The organism is Saprospiraceae bacterium, assembly GCA_016712145.1.
Taxonomy (GTDB): Bacteria; Bacteroidota; Bacteroidia; order Chitinophagales; family Saprospiraceae; genus Vicinibacter.
Genome location: JADJRO010000001.1, coordinates 2,744,927 through 2,763,049, shown reverse-complemented (window position 1 = coordinate 2,763,049; position 18,123 = coordinate 2,744,927). Strand labels below are relative to the sequence as shown.

At 37.0% G+C, this 18,123-nt stretch carries 16 protein-coding genes and 1 pseudogene; 3 read left to right on the top strand and 14 right to left on the bottom strand.

The window, feature by feature from the left end; genetic code table 11:
• Nucleotides 1-173 precede the first annotated feature (173 nt).
• Complete coding sequence (locus IPK91_11345) at nucleotides 174-782, top strand: hypothetical protein (GenBank protein ID MBK8297850.1); 609 nt, start codon at nucleotides 174-176, stop codon at nucleotides 780-782.
• A 28-nt stretch (nucleotides 783-810) separates the two neighbouring features.
• On the opposite strand, the gene IPK91_11340 is transcribed toward IPK91_11345, so the two are convergent.
• Nucleotides 811-2,091: an acetyl-CoA hydrolase/transferase family protein gene (locus IPK91_11340; protein MBK8297849.1), complete on the bottom strand. Its 1,281-nt coding sequence runs from the start codon at nucleotides 2,089-2,091 to the stop codon at nucleotides 811-813.
• A gap of 126 nt (nucleotides 2,092-2,217) precedes the next feature.
• Here IPK91_11340 and IPK91_11335 point away from each other — a divergent pair, with 126 nt between their 5' ends.
• The gene (locus IPK91_11335) at nucleotides 2,218-2,808 is read left to right on the top strand and encodes a methyltransferase domain-containing protein (protein MBK8297848.1); all 591 of its coding nucleotides are present in this window, start codon (nucleotides 2,218-2,220) and stop codon (nucleotides 2,806-2,808) included.
• A gap of 24 nt (nucleotides 2,809-2,832) precedes the next feature.
• Here the strand turns inward: IPK91_11335 and IPK91_11330 are convergent, their stop codons facing one another.
• From IPK91_11330 to IPK91_11280, 11 genes are all read right to left on the bottom strand, one after another.
• Entirely contained in the window at nucleotides 2,833-3,369 is a 537-nt protein-coding gene (locus tag IPK91_11330) for a dCTP deaminase (GenBank protein MBK8297847.1), read from the bottom strand.
• 2 nt (nucleotides 3,370-3,371) lie between these two features.
• Nucleotides 3,372-4,226, bottom strand: coding sequence for a hypothetical protein (locus IPK91_11325; GenBank protein MBK8297846.1), 855 nt, complete (start codon nucleotides 4,224-4,226; stop codon nucleotides 3,372-3,374).
• An 89-nt stretch (nucleotides 4,227-4,315) separates the two neighbouring features.
• Nucleotides 4,316-4,978: a nitroreductase family protein gene (locus tag IPK91_11320; GenBank protein ID MBK8297845.1), complete on the bottom strand. Its 663-nt coding sequence runs from the start codon at nucleotides 4,976-4,978 to the stop codon at nucleotides 4,316-4,318.
• A 12-nt stretch (nucleotides 4,979-4,990) separates the two neighbouring features.
• Nucleotides 4,991-5,692, bottom strand: coding sequence for an SDR family oxidoreductase (locus tag IPK91_11315; GenBank protein MBK8297844.1), 702 nt, complete (start codon nucleotides 5,690-5,692; stop codon nucleotides 4,991-4,993).
• Nucleotides 5,693-5,711: 19 nt separating this feature from the next.
• Nucleotides 5,712-7,682: a T9SS type A sorting domain-containing protein gene (locus IPK91_11310; protein ID MBK8297843.1), complete on the bottom strand. Its 1,971-nt coding sequence runs from the start codon at nucleotides 7,680-7,682 to the stop codon at nucleotides 5,712-5,714.
• 805 nt (nucleotides 7,683-8,487) lie between these two features.
• Entirely contained in the window at nucleotides 8,488-9,405 is a 918-nt protein-coding gene (gene queG / locus IPK91_11305; protein ID MBK8297842.1) for a tRNA epoxyqueuosine(34) reductase QueG, read from the bottom strand.
• A 169-nt stretch (nucleotides 9,406-9,574) separates the two neighbouring features.
• Nucleotides 9,575-10,615 carry a hypothetical protein gene (locus IPK91_11300; protein MBK8297841.1) on the bottom strand — a complete coding sequence of 347 codons (1,041 nt, stop codon included), beginning with the start codon at nucleotides 10,613-10,615 and terminating at the stop codon, nucleotides 9,575-9,577.
• Between the two features lie 43 nt (nucleotides 10,616-10,658).
• Nucleotides 10,659-11,594, bottom strand: a complete 936-nt coding sequence (locus IPK91_11295) for a hypothetical protein (GenBank protein MBK8297840.1) — start codon at nucleotides 11,592-11,594, stop codon at nucleotides 10,659-10,661.
• Entirely contained in the window at nucleotides 11,569-12,201 is a 633-nt protein-coding gene (locus IPK91_11290; protein MBK8297839.1) for an RNA polymerase sigma factor, read from the bottom strand. The genes IPK91_11295 and IPK91_11290 overlap by 26 nt, the downstream gene beginning before the upstream one ends.
• Nucleotides 12,202-12,244: 43 nt before the next feature.
• Nucleotides 12,245-12,937, bottom strand: a complete 693-nt coding sequence (locus tag IPK91_11285; GenBank protein ID MBK8297838.1) for a hypothetical protein — start codon at nucleotides 12,935-12,937, stop codon at nucleotides 12,245-12,247.
• A gap of 180 nt (nucleotides 12,938-13,117) precedes the next feature.
• Entirely contained in the window at nucleotides 13,118-14,023 is a 906-nt protein-coding gene (locus IPK91_11280) for a TIGR01777 family protein (GenBank protein MBK8297837.1), read from the bottom strand.
• Nucleotides 14,024-14,081: 58 nt separating this feature from the next.
• Between IPK91_11280 and IPK91_11275 the strand changes: the two genes are divergently transcribed.
• Nucleotides 14,082-15,815, top strand: a complete 1,734-nt coding sequence (locus IPK91_11275; protein ID MBK8297836.1) for a hypothetical protein — start codon at nucleotides 14,082-14,084, stop codon at nucleotides 15,813-15,815.
• Between the two features lie 79 nt (nucleotides 15,816-15,894).
• Here the strand turns inward: IPK91_11275 and IPK91_11270 are convergent.
• Nucleotides 15,895-16,319, bottom strand: a pseudogene (locus IPK91_11270) (hypothetical protein).
• Between the two features lie 391 nt (nucleotides 16,320-16,710).
• The gene (locus IPK91_11265; protein MBK8297835.1) at nucleotides 16,711-18,123 is read right to left on the bottom strand and encodes a hypothetical protein; all 1,413 of its coding nucleotides are present in this window, start codon (nucleotides 18,121-18,123) and stop codon (nucleotides 16,711-16,713) included.

Below are 18,123 nucleotides of genomic sequence, written 5' to 3'. Positions count from 1 at the left end.
TCCGATCTTCAGTATTAAATTGAGCATTTCTGCATTTTAGAAATACTTAAAATGTTTAAGTTTTATTAGATAATATAAAACAAACACAAGTAATTATTATAATTGAAATTATGCAATCCCAGCTTTAAAAAATGATAAAACATTAATTTCGAAATCCTTTATTATTTCAATTGATGGTGAAATATATTGTTTTAATTATACTTTCGTTTAGTTGTTATACAACAATATGTCAAAAAATAGTAGGTATAAATTTTAGAATTGGGGAATCAATGTTGAAAGATCAAAATTCAACTGGGACACTGAAGAAGATTAACTCATATGGTTTCGGTTTAGGCATAAAATTTCCAATAAATTCTTGGAATCAGCTAAATGTCCAATTAAATATTGATTCAAAAGGAGCATATTTACATATAAAAGATATTTACTTTAAATTGAAATATTATTCAATTCCGGTTTATTATAGTTTTCAGTTTTACAATAAGAAGGTTTCCATTTCTCCCGGAGTGTATTTCGGATTTTCAATTCAATCTTATGGCTTTCTTGCCAATACTAGGCCAAGATTTTTTTATCATTTTAAAAGAGTAGATTATGGACTTACATATTTATTAGAATGGAATATTTTCAATTCTAATAAATTTAGATTAGATTTACTCCATTCTCTAACTTATGGGGTACCGAGTGCCTATAATATTGAGAACAGTCCTAGAATTACTTTAGGTCCAACGAATTGGATACGAAATTTTACATATGATTTCGGAGTAGGTATTGGATTTAAATTATAAGTCCATTTTAAAATCCAATTATAATTATTTAATTTTTCCCAAATCGCTGAAATGCATAACGATTTAATTGCTCCTGATGATCCGGGTGTGCAATTTTAATCAGCGCTTTTGCTCGTTGTTCCATGTTCATTCCAAATAAATTGACAAGACCATTTTCTGTTACCACCCAATGGATATGCCCGCGTGTTGTAACCACGCCAGCCCCTTCTTTTAAAACCGGGACAATTCTCGAAAGCCCTTTGGATGTTACTGAAGGCAGTGCAATAATTGGTTTTCCTCCTTCAGAAAGAGCCGCACCGCGAATGAAATCCATTTGGCCGCCAATGCCTGAATATTGCAGTGTCCCTATAGAATCCGAACAAACCTGTCCGGTGATGTCAATTTCAATGGCACTATTAATTGCTGTAACTTTTGGATTTTGTGAAAGGATGTATGGATCATTGACATAATTTATATCCAGTGCTTTTACAATTGGATTATCATCAACAAAGTCATATAATTTACGGCTCCCCATGATAAATGAAGTTACATTGTAGCCATGGATGATTTTCTTTTTACTGTTATTAATAATTCCATTTTGAATTAATGGAATCACCCCATCTGAAAACATTTCGGTATGCAATCCGAGATCCTTGTGATTTGCCAAATTGTTTAATACGGCATTGGGTATATTCCCAATCCCTAATTGCAAGGTGGCCCCGTCTTCAATCATGCCAGCAACCAGCTTTCCAATTTTCTGATCTGTTTCACTGGCCGTTAAATCATAACGCACTTCCGGTAAAGCATCTTCCACCCAAACCAGGGCATCAAAACGACGTATGTCGACAAATGCATCCCCATGCACCCGTGGTATGTTTGGATTTACCTGGGCGATTACTTTTTTAGCATTCTGTACTGCTGACCTGGCTATATCTACAGAAGGACCCAATGAACAATACCCATGTTTATCCGGGGGAGAAACATGGACTATAGCCACATCCAATGGAAGAATATTTCGGGTAAACAATTGAGAAATTTCACTTAAAAAAACCGGAATGTAATCTCCACGATTGCTATTAACAGCGATTCGATTGCTTTCAGATACAAATAATGAATTAATATAAAAATGACCTTCAAGAGCAGGATCATTTAAATCAACTTCCTTCAATGAAATGCTGACCAATTCCACTTGCTGTAACCGCTCTTTTTGTTTGATAAGAGCATTTATCAAGCAAACCGGTGTCGCTGCACTGCCATGCAAATAGACGCGCTGGTTGGATTGAATGCATTGCACCGCTTCGTCAGCCGTTATATAATTTATTGGATTCATAATTAAATTATTCTTTAGGTTTACTATCAAAGCAATTCCATAAAGCTACATGATAAATAAAAATCATGTAATATTGTTTTCAATTTCAGATAAAAAGAAAAACTCCAATACATTCTAAATATCAAGATGACGAATATAGACCAAACATTTTGGCAAGATCGATGGGAAAACGGACAAACCGGATGGGATGTTGGTTACGCCGCTCCCGCTTTAGTAGAATACATGAAGCAATACCCCAATAAAAATGCAAAAATTTTAATCCCGGGATGTGGAAATGCGTATGAAGCCACAGCACTTTTTGATTTGGGATTTACCAACATTCATCTACTAGACATTGCTCATTATGCAGTCGAAAATCTAAAAGAAAAATTTAAAGCTATTCCACAAATTCACATTTGGTATGGAGATTTCTTTCATCATGAAGAATCTTATGATCTTATAATAGAACAAACTTTTTTTTGTGCATTGGATCCTTTACTTCGACCTGACTACGTCCAAAGCTGTTCTAAACTTCTCAAACCGGGTGGCAAAATAATCGGCCTTCTCTTCAACATTCATTTTGAGAAAGAAGGTCCGCCTTTTGGTGGAACGCTCCTTGAATACCGTGAATTATTTTCCAAGAATTTTAACATTCAAAAAATGGAATCGTGCTATAACAGCATTCCGCCCAGAGCAGGAAATGAATTGTTTATTATAATAAAAAAAGAAAACGCTTAGAAAGGCAAAAGTTAAAAACTGATTTTAAAATTTATTTTTCCACATCATACTTTCCACCGGTTTATTGGTGCGTTCTGTATATTTTGCATTCTGTTTTTTATTGTAGAAATTTTCTATTTCACCATCGACCATAAAGTAAATTAATTGCCCTATGGGCATCCCGGCATAAATTCGAACGGGTTGGACACAACTGATTTCTAAAGTCCAGTTGTTACAAAATCCAACATCTCCTTTGCCGGCTGTTGCATGAATATCGATTCCCAAGCGACCTACGCTGGATTTTCCTTCCAGAAAAGGAACTGCATGATGTGTTTCAGTATATTCTTCTGTAACGCCCAGATACAGGGTACCGGGTTGAATGATATAACCTTCTGCCGGAATTTCTATATATTCAATGGCATTGTGTTTTTTAGCATCTAGCATTCGTTCGGTATAAACAGCCAGGGTTTTACCTAAATGCACATCGTATGAATTGGTACCTAAACAAGATTTATCATAGGGCTCTATGATAATATTCTTTTGCTCAATTGCTTCTAAAATTTTCTTATCGCTTAATATCATCTTTAACTTGTAATGTGCCAACCGTAAATCATTCCATCGTCTCCTGCGGAAAATAGTACTTGGGATTCCTTAAACCAACACAAACTATTCACACTGTGCGAATGGGCGGCAAATTTAGGTCGGGAAATCTCTTTCACCAAGTCCAATGTTTGTCTTTGCCAGATTCGGATGCTTTTATCTCTGCTTGCTGTTGCTATAAAATCAGTTCCCTCCAGAAAAATAATGTCATTAATCGCAAACCAATGCGCTTTATGTTCAATTTTATTGTTTAGATTGTTGTCCCAGGTTTTTAATCGTGCATCGATTCCTCCTGTAATAACTAGTTCGGGATTTTGCAAACAAGCCATTGAAAAGACCGTTTTATCATGGGCAGCTATTTTTTTTTCAATCAATTTGAATTCAGGTAATTTTAATTGATACAGATTGCCATTACCATCTCCAACATACACCATATTGTTTACTTCATCAACAGTCAGACTGCGCAACTTTGCTGGACTGAGATGCAAATGATGCACCCATTGTCCATCGGCGGTATTCCAAAGGGATATGATTCCATCTCCGGAAATCGAAATCAGAAAATCATTCCACAAGGCAAGTCGATAAATAGATTTTGTATGAAATCGAAAACGCCTAACGAATGCGCTTCCATCTAAACGGATGCTGTATAGATCCCCTGACATCGTGCCAACATACAGTGTTTGGGCTTTGGCATCCAACAACAAACAGAAAATTTTATCCTCCATCCTGGCGATAGAAACGCCATCCTTCTCTTTCCCAATTTGCCAATGGGTAATCAACCCGTCACTTCCACCACTCAATAAATCATTTGGTTTCAGACCCTGGCAAATTGCATACACAGCACCCTTATGGCCTTTAAATGTATATGTTAAGTCAATGTTGATAGCAGATAGTTAAAGTTTAAAATAAGGATTGCTCGCAATTTCCATTAATAATAACAAGCGATCTCGTTTAAGGATTTCCGATTTAATGCAGGAACCATTGCAGCATCTGATGCAAATCCAACAGGGATTAATAAATATGGCTTTTCGTTTTCAGGTCTGTTTAAAATTTCCTGTAAAAAATTCATCGGACTGGGTGTATGTGTCAGACATACTAATCCGACATAGTGAATGGCTGCAATTAAAAATCCACAAGCTAAACCGACGGACTCCTGGACATAGTAATTTTTCTTTTTTATGCCATTGACCAAATCATAGGATTTTTTAAATACTACGATCAAATAGGGTGCAGTTTCTAAAAATGGTTTATGCCAATCTGTACCCAGTGCAGCTAAATCATCCAACCAATCCTTTGGCATTCTTCCATGATAGTTTTCATATTCTTCTTTCTCCGCGGCTTCACGTATTTGCTTTTTAATTTCAGGATTGCTTACGACACAAAAAGTCCAGGGTTGTTTATGTGCACCTGAAGGAGCGGTGCTGGCAATTTTTAATATCATATCAATCAACTGCCGGTCAACCGCTCTGCTTGATATATCCCGTACGGTTCGACGGTGATCCATGAGTGCATAAAAGTCATCTGCCCGAGCAAACATTTTTTGCTCAGTGAACAGCAACGGTTGGTAACTGACAAAATTTGGAACTGACATAAACTATTTAATTTATAAATCTCCTTTCTGTGGCCTTAGGATTATTTCTTCGAGTACTGCGGAAGGACTCATTTCTATTGCGCATACGACTGCTTTTGCAACATCTTCTGCCTGCATCAAGCGGTCTTCCGGCAGGTTAACTCCTTTCCAGGAATCAGACCATGCGGCTCCAGGTAAAACTGCTGTAACTCGAATGCCCTGATCTTTTAACTCCAATCTCAAAGACTTACTAAAACCCAAAAGCGCAAATTTGCTGATTGAATACGAACTGCCACCCGGATATGCATCCAGGCTTGCAATCGAACACATATTTATGATGTGTCCAGTTTGCCTTCGCAACATATTTGGTAATAAGCCTCGAGTCAAATGATATGCACTCATGAGGTTGCAATCCAACAAATAGTTTAGCTGACCTTCTGGTTCATCTACCATCGAACCCCCTAAATAATTTCCGGCATTATTTATTAAAATATCTACTTCCCGAAATACGGTCAAAATGGATTTTATCAAGGTATCCACTTGAGTTCGGACGGAAATATCACAGGCAAAATAATAAACTTTAATTTCTGAATTTATTTCCAGCAATTCATTCTTTAATTGTTCTAAATCAGATTCAGATCGTGAATGAATAAACAAATTATAATTTTTACGGGCTAATGAAATAGCAATGGCTTTTCCTAAACCCTTACTGGATCCTGTAATAACAACATTCATAATTTACAATTAAAAGCTCCTATTTAATTAGTAGAAGCTCTGTGCCAAGACTATTTGAATTTCCCATGCAATTTACCAAATACATTCCACTTGATAAATTTCGGATGTCTAGTTGTTCTCCGGAACGAATAAACTGACTTGTAATTAACTTCCCAAACAAATCATATAATTTTACTTCGCACATTTCTTCATCAAAATGAATTTGTATCTGATCGTTCGCAGGATTTGGATTTATATAAAAGCTTGCCTTATTATTAGTGAAGGTTTGCTTTACATATAAAGGCAATTGATACACCACTAAATCCTGGTCATACCATTCTGCTGAAAAATCTGGATGAAGCTCCAGATTGCGTTGATCATCTGAAGCGATGTAAAACAAAGGCAATTCCGGATTCCAATTCAGGGTGTTTCCACGACTCCAGCTGACCCGCAGCTTATTTTTTTCAGAGTTGTATGCTGATTCATCCAATTGCACATTTTTGATTTGAATTGCTGCATCAATTTTGTTTATTAAATCAAATTGGATTCCCAATACAGCATTTTTTGATTTCAAATAAACTGGTACCCAGGTTTTTCCATTTTCCACAATGGAATTTTTTAACTCCAGGTACACTTCTTCTGATTGTTTTCTGGATTCCAGGTTTTTTGACTGCAATCCATTATAACTTAAATCAATATCACCCATTTTAAGAGCAAATACATTTACATTGGTCAATGGTAAGTTGGTTACTGCAACGCCTTTAAATTCAATTTCTGCAATTGGTCTGTTGGGTTTTGCAACACTTCGCCAGTCGCTGCGTAAAAAATACCAGGGTTTTACAATGCTAAAATTTTCTTTGACACCTAAAATCAATCTTCTCAATTCAGTAATATCTGAAGCTGTAATGTTAAAATTGTAATTGACATCGGCAGCAATGTATTGAAGCGTATCTGTAAATTTTGCTAAACCTAATATATGTCTTTGGATCAATACAATATCTTTTGTTGATATGGCCTCGCGTGCACCGGTATTTTTTACAAATCGGTAATTATAGGTTCCAGCCTTACGGGTCTTCAGGGTAAAGCCATAATGAATACCGCTTTGTTGAGAGATACAATATTTTGAAATCAGGCTTTCGTTTTCAAAAATCAGTGAATCTGGAATCACACGAATGCCATCATCCGTAGTGATTTTTCCCCCGATGTCTGCACGCTGTGACATGGAAAGTAAATTATATACAAAATTTCCAGAACACCCAAAACGATCTGTAATCGTTACGGTATAGGCACCTGCACCTCTGTTATTAATGGAAGGAAGGCTGTCGCCGGTGCTCCATTTGTACTTGTAAGGTAAAAATTCACCAACTGGAGACAATGAAATAAAACCTTCCTCAGCACACACCACATCACTTTGTTGGTTGAATTGCTTAAAGCTGTTAAAATATTTATGCACATTTATAAATGTGGTTCCACTTCTAATTTGTCCGTTACATACATCTTCTAAATTCCACTGTCTTCTGATTCGTACCGGAATGTTACAATTTTGAGAAATCCTCGTATCAAAATAGGTAATTTTAACAGAGCCCAAATTGCTCGGAAGTTGTAATAATTTTTTCTGAAATGAATTCAGACTATCCGGATAATCCATTGTAGTATCTGATGGCATATAAATATCATCAACACTTAAATGTTTAATCGTTATATATTGGTTGCAACGAACTTGTTCACCCATTGCATTGGTAATCGTAAAAATACGGCTTACTAAATCGGCACGATTGCGGCAATCGCCTTTCTGATACACTTCCAAATAGGAGATCGTCACAGCACCTCCTGTATTTTGAGTCACTACCGGAACCCCAGTAACGGTGGTGTCAAATTTAGATCCTTCAATCAAGGTGATTGGAGCCGGACAATCGACTGTCAGTGTTGTTGGACTTTTAGGGTTAATAAAAGAACAAAGGATACACGATAAAGGCAGAAAAACCCAATTCCATGAATTGCTACGTCTCATTTCTCTGGTTTAAAACAGTTTAAAAATAGTAAAGCTTGGCTGAATATCAAAATGTCCTGGCCTGCACTTTGGTTAAATACAAATATTACAAATTAATGCCATCTGTAATTTAAGCTTGTGACGAGGATTATCCGCAGAGATAATTTGTATATAAACAATAAAAATCTAAGAAAAGTTCCTTGAGGAAGGGCGGAAGGGCTGGAGGACTGAGGGGCTGAATGCCAGTAATTTGAATTTTTGACTACTGACTCCTAACTGCTGACTACTGATTTTAGGGCTGTTGGGCTTTGGGACTGAATGCCAGTAATGGAATTTGAATTTTTGACTACTGACTCCTAACTGCTGACTACTGATTTTGGGGCTGTTGGGCTTTGGGACTGAATGCCAGTAATGGAATTTGAATTTTTGACTACTGACTCCTAACTGCTGACTACTGATTTTGGGGCTGTTGGGCTTTGGGACTGAATGCCAGTAATGGAATTTGAATTTTTGACTACTGACTCCTAACTGCTGACTACTGATTTTGGGGCTGTTGGGCTTTGGGACTGAATGCCAGTAATGGAATTTGAATTTTTGACTACTGACTCCTAACTACTGACTACTGATTTTGGGGCTGTTGGGCTTTGGGACTGAATGCCAGTAATGGAATTTGAATTTTTGACTACTGACTCCTAACTGCTGACTACTGATTTTAGGGCTGTTGGGCTTTGGGACTGAATGCCAGTAATGGAATTTGAATTTTTGACTACTGACTCCTAACTGCTGACTACTGATTTTGGGGCTGTTGGGCTGGCAGACTCTTAGATTATTGAATAAATCGGATGTTTCTTTGCAGGCCTTTCAGTCCGCTACGTTTAAGTGGGGAATGCATGAACAAAAGATTAAATGCAACTTCGTCCATTTCAAGAAGTTCTTGATTTGTAAGTTGTTTAATGGTATCTGAACTGAAAAGCGCTTCGACTTCTGTTGGCTTAGAAAAACGATTCCAAGGACAAACATCCTGACAAACATCACAACCAAAAATCCAATCATCCATTTTACCTTTAAACTCCTCTGGAATCTGCGATTTTAATTCAATTGTCAGATAGGAAATACATTTAGATGCATCCAGTAAAAAACCGTCTTCATGAATTGCTTGAGTCGGACAAGCATCGATGCATTTTTTACAAGTTCCGCAATACGCTTTAATGGGTGTATCGGCTTCAAATTCTAAATCGGTTAGAATGCAGGAAAGAAAAAAATAAGAGCCCGTTTTAGGATTAATAGACAAGGTGTTTTTTCCAGTCCAGCTTATGCCGGATTCTTTTGCCCAAACACGTTCTAATACCGGACCTGAATCTACAAAGGCTCGTGCTGCTATGTCGCCATATTGATGCCGCATCCATTGAATGATGGCCTTAGTTTTTGATCGAATAATCTTATGATAGTCCTTGCCCAAGGCATACATGGAGATTTTACTTTGATTTTCATTTGTTGCTCTTGGTTCTTGAAAATAGTTCATTGCCAACACTATGATCGTTTTACATCCTGGCATTAATTTTTGAGGGTCAAGACGAAAATCAAAATATCGTTCGAGATAATTCATTTCACCCTGATACGATTGATTGAGCCAATTTTCAAGACGATCTGCTTCTTCTTCAAGGTAACGGGCACGAGCAAATCCTACATGGAAAAATCCAAGACTGTTGATAAAGTCGCTTAATGGTTTTTTGTCTAAATGCAATGGGTTATATTAGAAAACAAAGATAGAAACAACCCGGTCTATTGATTCATCCATCACTTCAGATGAATTGTAAAAAAAAGAGCCTGCAGCTCCATCGAACTACAGGCTAACCACATTATGAAGAAAGTCAAACGTTTAAACTGATTTTACTCAGGTTGGTATTTCATTTTTAAAAATCAAACCAAAGTCCGCATTCAATATTTCTGATATCATGATCCTTCCATAAATCATTCATATCCATATTTGCAAATAATTTTAAAGCTCCAACATCGATACGAGCTGAAAGACCATATCGAAAATCTTCAAAGCCAAAATCTTCTTCTGTTTCAATTGAACGCTTAGGTTTTTCAGTATCCGTTTCCAACTCTTGATGAATTAATAATCCTGCATATCCACCAAAGCCTGCACCGATGCGGCCTAATCCTTTTATTTTATTACTTTGAACATAAACACTCAAAGGGATTTGCAATTGGTGAATTACAAACTGGGATTTCTTAATATTATCAAACTTAGCATATAAAAGGGTTTGATTTGGTTCGAAATCCAATTTTTCTTTAAACTCAAATTGACCAATACGCCATCCAAATCCGGTCATCAACATCAGATTCGGAGTTCCCAAATATATTTTAGTTGGTAAAAAAGTAAAAGTTGTACTCCAGGAGCCCCAGTATTTTAATTTCAAATCATCTTTGGTAGATTCGGCAATATCATTTCCAAATTTTAAAAAATTTACTCCCAAATCAATGTCGATAAAATCTACGTTTGCTGATTTGTTTTTCTTTTCAGTTTTGTACTTACGTTTCTCACCTGGTGCTTTGTTTTCATTATGCTTGCCCCCTTTGTGCTGTTTTTCTACTTCCAATTCCATGTTTTGCTTTTCGCGTTCCATTTCCAATTTCTCTTCGTCTAATTCCCTTTTGGCAGCCTCCAATTCATCTTTTACATCATCCAATTGGTCTTCCAGTTCGCGTTCTGCTTCTGTTTGTTCATTCGGATCTTTTTTTGATTTTTTGTTAATAATTAAAATTTGTTTATCCCCCAATGAGATCCTGGTTGTATCCTCATTTTCCACAACCGGAGGCTTTGGTGGAGCTGGAGGAATGATTGATTCAGCAGGCGGTGGAGCAGGTGGCTTCGGAGATTCCTGGGCCTGAAGGAAGCCTATAGTACAAACCATAGCTATGGCTAATAAAAACATGTTGCTTTTCATTTTTGCTAATTTATATTGTTAAATAATAGATTCTTTTTGAAAACTAAAAGTGGATTGCTTTTGAAAATTCAAACTTTTCATTTTTAAAATGCAAGGCTAAAATAGTTTCATCTTTCTTGCCCTGATTTTCAATGCTCAAAGCATCGCCTGACCATTTTTTTGCTTTCTTAGATAGAAAATTAAAAAATCCTTTCTTTATAAAACCTTTCAAATCTTGATTTTCAGAATCAGATTCATTTTCTATAGCACCCTTTTGTGTATCAACCAATGCCTGGGGAATTACATTACCTTCTTTTACATTTCCCTTATCAGTTAATGATTGTGTATTTGGTGTAATCATTAATTTTTCTGAACTGTTACTCCTTTCATTTGCAGCAATTTCTTCTTTATGCACTATTTGTTGTCCACTAATTTCATTCACATGATTTTGGGAATTCTCCACATTGCTTGCAACATCTGATACTCCAGTTGCCATTTTTAAAGGATCACTGATTGTATTTAATTCGGTTGTTGGTTGATTCTTCTCACCAAGATTTACCAAATTGCTCCGTTCATTCTTTGTACTTGCAATCAATGCCTTTGAGCTTGCTTCCGATTCATTTAAAAGCAGCCCTTTGCTTTGTGAATCCGATGTATTTTTATAATTAGATGCATCCTTACTATTTGTTGCCAATTGTTGATCAGTATTTGCTATCGTTGCTGGCAACCTTTCATTACTTTGAGATCGGTTGGATGTGTGATTTTGTGCTAGTTCAGGATTTGTAGTACTTTGAGTATTAAACAATAAAATACCACAAACAATCAGCAAGACTAAGGAAGCGGCCACTGCCAACCATTGAAATGAATAGCTAAAGTTTCGTTTCACCGGAAGTGGTTTCATTTCTTCCTGTTCAAGCTGAGCCAGAATTTTTCCAAACAAATCCGGATCCGGCTGCTCCACATCAAATTGATGTTTAGCTTGCTGAATATACTTTTTCAAAGGATCTGACATTGTTTTTATTTTTTTTAATAAGTTCAATCAATTTTTGTTTAGCTCTTAAATATTGGCTTCTAGAAGTTCCAGAAACGATGCCTAACATCTTTGCAATTTCCTCATGTGAATAATCTTCCAACACATGAAGTGAAAAAACAATGCGGTATCGATCCGGTAATTTTTTAATTGCTTCATGAATTTCATGAATGTTTTGTTCGAATGCCGCCTCTTCAACCAGTTCCTGTTCGTCCTGGAGATTGATCATTCCTGGCACATCATCCCATTCTTCCAGGATCATTTTCTTTTTTGTTTTTACTGCTTGAATGGCCGTATTAACACAAATTCTTTTAATCCAAGCTGGAAACAATTCCGCTTTTTGCAATTGATGAATGTTCTGAAACACTTTTACAAAACTCTCCTGCAATACATCATGTGCATCCTGTTCATGGTTCATAATTCGAAGGCAAATGTTGTACATAGGCTTGGCAAAGAGATCATAGAGCTCCTTAAACGCCCTTTGATCCTTTTGTTTAACCCGTTCCACCAAATGCTCCATGCCGGTATTTCGTTTGCTTTCTGAATAAAAGAGAATCCAATGGCGGATTCGTTGCATAATTATTCAAAAAATAGTAAAATTTCTACAAAAATATTATAATTCATTGGTTTTCAAGGGAAAATCTGGGTATGAATGCTGGAAAAAGGAGGTCTGGAGGTCTGATGGTCTGGAGGTCTGGAGGTCTGGAGGTCTGGAGGTCTGGAGGTCTGGAGGTCTGGAGGTCTGGAGGTCTGGAGGTCTGATGGGCTGGAGGTCTGGAGGTCTGGAGGTCTGGAGGTCTGGAGGTCTGGTGGTCTGGAGGTCTGATGGTCTGATGGTCTGATGGTCTGATGGTCTGGAGGTCTGGAGGTCTGATGGTCTGATGGTCTGATGGTCTGGAGTTCTGATGGTCTGATGGTCTGGAGGTCTGGAGGTCTGATGGGCTGGAGGTCTGGAGGTCTGATGGTCTGATGGTCTGATGGTCTGGTGGTCTGGAGGTCTGATGGTCCGGAGGTCTGGAGGTCTGGAGGTCTGGAGGTCTGATGGTCTGATGGTCTGATGGTCTGGAGGTCTGGAGGTCTGGAGGTCTGGAGGTCTGATGGTCTGGAGGTCTGATGGTCTGATGGTCTGATGGTCTGGAGGTCTGGAGGTCTGGAGGTCTGATGGTCTGACGGTCTGATGGTCTGATGGTCTGGTGGTCTGGAGGTCTGGAGGTCTGGAGGTCTGGAGGTCTGATGGTCCGGAGGTCTGGAGGTAAGAACAAAGCTTGAAATAAATTTTTGAATAAAATGCGATTGATACTAAAATCATTCATTCAAAATAATGATAGCTGCGGTAATAATGCAATTTTTGTTGCCATGAATTAGGTACAAATGAATTTATGATATTTAGTTTGCCAATTGAGATTGGGTTGAACATTCTATTATTATGATTTGTATCAATTGCAACATTCCAGAATTGCAGCATTGTAGGATTTTCCCTACAGACGTCTTCTCTATAGGCTTCCATTCAATTCCTCAATCGCTTGTTCAATAGAATTAAAAGAAAATTTAAAGCCTGCATCCAATAATTTTTTAGGATAAACATTGTTAGAATTTAATAATAAATTTGCTTGCTCACCTAGAATTAGCTTTAGCATAAAAGCTGGAACTGGAAAACAAATACAAGTATGCTTGCTTAATTTGCAAATCGTTTTTACCAGATTCTTATTTTTAACAGCATGTGGTGAAGTAAAATTAAAAATTCCGGATGCATTTTGTTGAATGATAAATTCAATGGCCCGATTGTAATCTTGTACATGAATCCAGGAATAAAATTGTTCACCCGAACCAAAGTAATTTAAAAAACGCAACGCCTTCGTTTGGATAAGCTTTGGCCAAACGCCCCCTTTAGAATTTAAATATAAACCGGTGCGAATGATGCTCATATTTTCAACAAATTCTTTCAATTGGGTCGCTTCCTGCTCCCATCGTGCACAGGTTTGGGATAAAAAATCTGGTACACAACAATCTGAATCTTCATTCAAAGCTTGATCGCCACAATTCCCATAATATCCAATAGCAGATGCTTGAATCAACAGCGGAATTTTATTATTCAAAGTACTTAAATGCTGCTTCAATGTTTTTATGGATGCAGTTCTTGAATTTAAAATTTGCATCTTTCGATCGGAAGTCCATCGTCCTTCTCCAATTGAGCTCCCTGCCAGATTGATTAGGACATCCAGATTTTGGAGTGCCTTGCTGTCCAACTCCATTTTTTCCGGATTCCAATAAAAAGTTGGAAACGTTTGGTGTGCAGTCTTCCTGCTCAACCAGCTTACCTGATAATTTTTTGAAGCTAAAAAATCAGACAAACTCGTGCCAATCAAACCACTTCCTCCTGCTATTAAAATCCTTTTCATTTCATTTGTATCTTTGTCGGGTACCCCATTGTTAGTCCAGCCTTTAAACAATCAAATTATGAAATGGATGAATGTTTTGAAATGTATTTTGCTCCTAACTATCATTTCAGGTTTCCATGCTTGTCAGTCAGGTTCCAAAGTGGAAGGATTTCATTTGCGGATTCGGTTGAAGGAAGATGTTGATTGTTTGCAACCAATCGTCTCTCAAACCCGCTCTGCAACACAGATAGAAGCATTGATCATGTTCCCTCTGATTGAGTATAACATGGATAAAATTGAACTTACGCCGCTCTTGGTTAAAGCGATTCCTGCCCTTCTTTCTTCAAATGATAGCAGTGATGTATATGCCAGTGATATTTTGCCAGAAGCTGTTTGGGATAATGGCACCGCCGTTACAGCAGCCGACTATGCATTTTCAGTAAAGGCGGCATTAAATCCATTTATTAAAAATACCAATTGGAAAAGTACTTTAAAAAATATTCGCGACATCCGCTGGAATGAAGCTGATCCAAAACATTTGGAAGTAGTGGTTTCAAAAAATTACTTATTAGCGAAAGAACTCAGTGGAAACATAAATGTGTATCCAGAATATGTTTATGATCCTGAACGCATCATGCAGAAATATACCATTCGGGATTTATTGACAAAAGACAGTAGCAGTTGGACGACTGCAGAGTGGACCGGACTTCAAAAATTTGCAGATCAATTTCAATCCGCAGATTTTTGCAAAAAAATAATTTCCGGATGTGGGCCCTATCGTTTAACATCCTGGGAATCGGGATCCAAAATTATTTTAGAAAAAAAGAAAAACTGGTGGGGGGAGAAATATGCAAGCAATCAAGCAATGCTTCAGGCCAATCCGGATAAAATCAGTTATTTAATTATTCCGGATGAAGCTACTGCTGTATTGGCTTTGAAAGATGGAAGTGTGGATATCTGTACAGATATCTCACCCAGACAGTTTGAAGCTTTGCGAATGGACAGCAGCTCTAAAACCAAGTTACAGTTTTTTACACCGGGTATATTTCAATACAATTATATTGATTTCAATACCCGCACGGATATACTTTCGGATTTAAATGTAAGAAGGGCTCTGGCTTATCTTGTAGATATTCCATCCTTTATTCAAAATGTCATGCAAGGCTTAGCGCAACAAGTAGTTGGACCCGTGCATCCTTCCAGATCCTATTACAATCAACAATTGAAACCCATCGTATTTTCAATAGATTCTGCACTTAGTTTACTACAGAAATCCAGTTGGAAGGACAGTGACAAAGATGGTATCCTGGACAAAATGATAAAAGGCAAACATACTAAGCTTTCATTAAATTTAATGGTGAGCAGTGACGGTGGTAAAAAGCTTGCCCTTTTATTACAAGAACAAGCAAAAAAGATTGGCGTTGAAATCAATCCGGTCAATAAAGATTTTTCACTTATACTGAAAGATTTAAATGCCTTAAATTTTGACATGGTTGCCTTGAATATCAGTCAGCAACCATCTTTATACGATCCATTTCAAAACTGGCATAGCAGCAATGCAAAAGCCGGTGGTTCCAATCGATGTGGATTTGCAACTCCAGAAACAGATAGTTTAATTCAAATAATCCGCACCAGTGCAACAGAAGATCGTCGCAATCAAGCTTACCTTCGATTTCAGGAAGTTTTATACGAAGCGCAACCGCAAATCTTTTTATTCAGTCCAAAAGAACGATTGATTGCATCTTCACGCATTCAATTAGAACCCAGCAATCGCAGACCAGGCTATTTGGAGAATATGGTTAAAGAACGCTAAAAGGCAATTACGAATGACGGATTACGAATGACGAATGACCGATGACGAAGGTCGATGTAAGATGGACGAAATTATCCCTTTAGCCCTCTAGCCTATTAACCTCTAGCCTATTCCCAAATTTTCCACCGAGATAGGCCATTGGGATGTATGCACCCAATAAGTCAACTAATGTAAACCACAGTGGGGAAGGGAGCATCATAAAATTCCACCGGCTAAGAAAATCAGACCTATTAGCAGGGCGAAACGCATGTTGTTGTTTGCTGCGAACCGGGCAGCTATATAAGCTCCGACCAAGGTACCCAAAGCATGCGCCAAAAAAGGCATTAAAAAATGTTTGGGTTGAAATAAGTGCATGGCTGCTTTAAGTCCTTCCATTGTAGTGACATCAGCGCCTTCAGGGGGAGGTATTACGGACCCACTCATCATGATGATACTCATATTTACCACACTGCCAATAACAGCTCCGGCTACAACTGCCAAAATATTTCTTAAAATTGGATTCATCGTTTTTGTTTAAAATAAATAATGTAATGATGCAAATTTATTAAAAACTTATGGGAACGATTTGTATTTAGTTTATGATTCTTTTGGTTGGGAACCTTAAGGTTTTTAGATTAACAGAATTGCAGATGTGTGCTATTATAAAATTTCGCAAAAGCCTTCCTTTATAAAGACAAGCCCCCTTTATGTATGTCAAAGCAAATCCCCTCTGACCTCGGCGGGACGCCGTCGGTAACTAGTTATTTAGTTAGTTTTATTTGTTAAAATTGTACCATTGCGGGGTTGAACCATCGCAGAATTTCTTTAAAGACTTCTTTTCTATAGACTAAATACCATTGTACCATTGCAGATTTGTACCATTGCAAAATTTCCTTAAAGACTCCTTTCTATAGACTTAGTTCGTCTTCAAACGATCTACCATTAAATACAACCAGCTTTTCTCAATGAGCCGGTTGTCCATTCGAATGTCCTCTAGCCATTTTTCCTTTTCAATCTTCTGAATTTGTTTTGTGGAAAACAATCTATTGGCCGTATTTAAAAAATTATTGTAATACTCTCTGTGATAGCCCAATTTTTTTGAACGCTTCATAAGATTAGCGGTCGCCTTAATCTGATTATGCATTAATTCATCTTCCTTTATTTCATAATAAATTTTAATCATTTCCACACGAGCATTTAATTCGATCAATGGATCACGAAATACACTGGTGTTTAATAAATACAATGCTTTGGCATATTCTTTTTGCTCTTTATAAATTTTAGCAAGATTAAAACTGTATATCGGATTTCGTTCTTTAGGATTAACCAAATTTTTATAATCCTCCAGAAGTTTGATGGCTAAATCCAAATCATTCATCCGAATGCACAAAGAAATAATGTTTTTATATGTAAGCGAACTCATGACTCCATAATCCAGCAGCCAACCAAATTTAACGCAATGTTGAAATAGTTGAAGCGTTTGTCCAAAAAAACGAGGATCGTTTTGATTGATTTTCCGAATGCTATAATTTAATGCAGTTAAATAAATTTCACGGCCTCGTTCAAAATCAAAGTCCTTTTCATATCGGCTAATTAAACTGAGATAGTCTCTGAAATACTGCTCTTCTGTTGGATAACGGTACATTTTCAAAGCCATCATGTAAATACCCAATTCCGGCTTTTGATCCCAAGCGTTTTTTTCGGCTAATTCAACCCAGGCATCAATTAATGGATATTCAAAACTACTGGCGCCAATGGCCTCATGTGAAAGTTGTTCCAAATAGATGCGCAGTCGTTTTATTAAGGAATCAATTTCCAGGATTTCTGAACTTTCCTTAAAATCAAAATAACTAAAACGATTTTTAAACGATTCATAATGCAATAATTCCATATCCAGCTGATGCCGGATCTCATAAATATCAGGATTCCAGGTCTTAGTTCCTTTTAATTCATTCCGAAAGCTTTCTGTTTGATTTTCAAAAAGTTTGATTTGCTTGGTCTTCCTCAGAAATCGAATGTAGAAAAGTTCTTTTTCATATTCATTTTGTTGTTTTTCCTCAATAAAAAGGAAATTTTTTAACTGTTTTAATAGTTCAGAAAACAATAAACGCAATTTGACATCAGAATAGGCTTCACCAGGATACAATTTGTCGAATAAGGCTGGTTTTAGCAATTCAATTTTTAAATCTGTCAAGTGGTCTAAATAATCAAAACTTAGGCTTAGTTTTTTGTTGGTATTATAATAAGGTGAAGCCAAATACCTTCTAAATCCTGCTTTTTGCTTCAGATTTAAGTTAAGATAAAGCTCTAAAAATTGAGGATTCTTCAT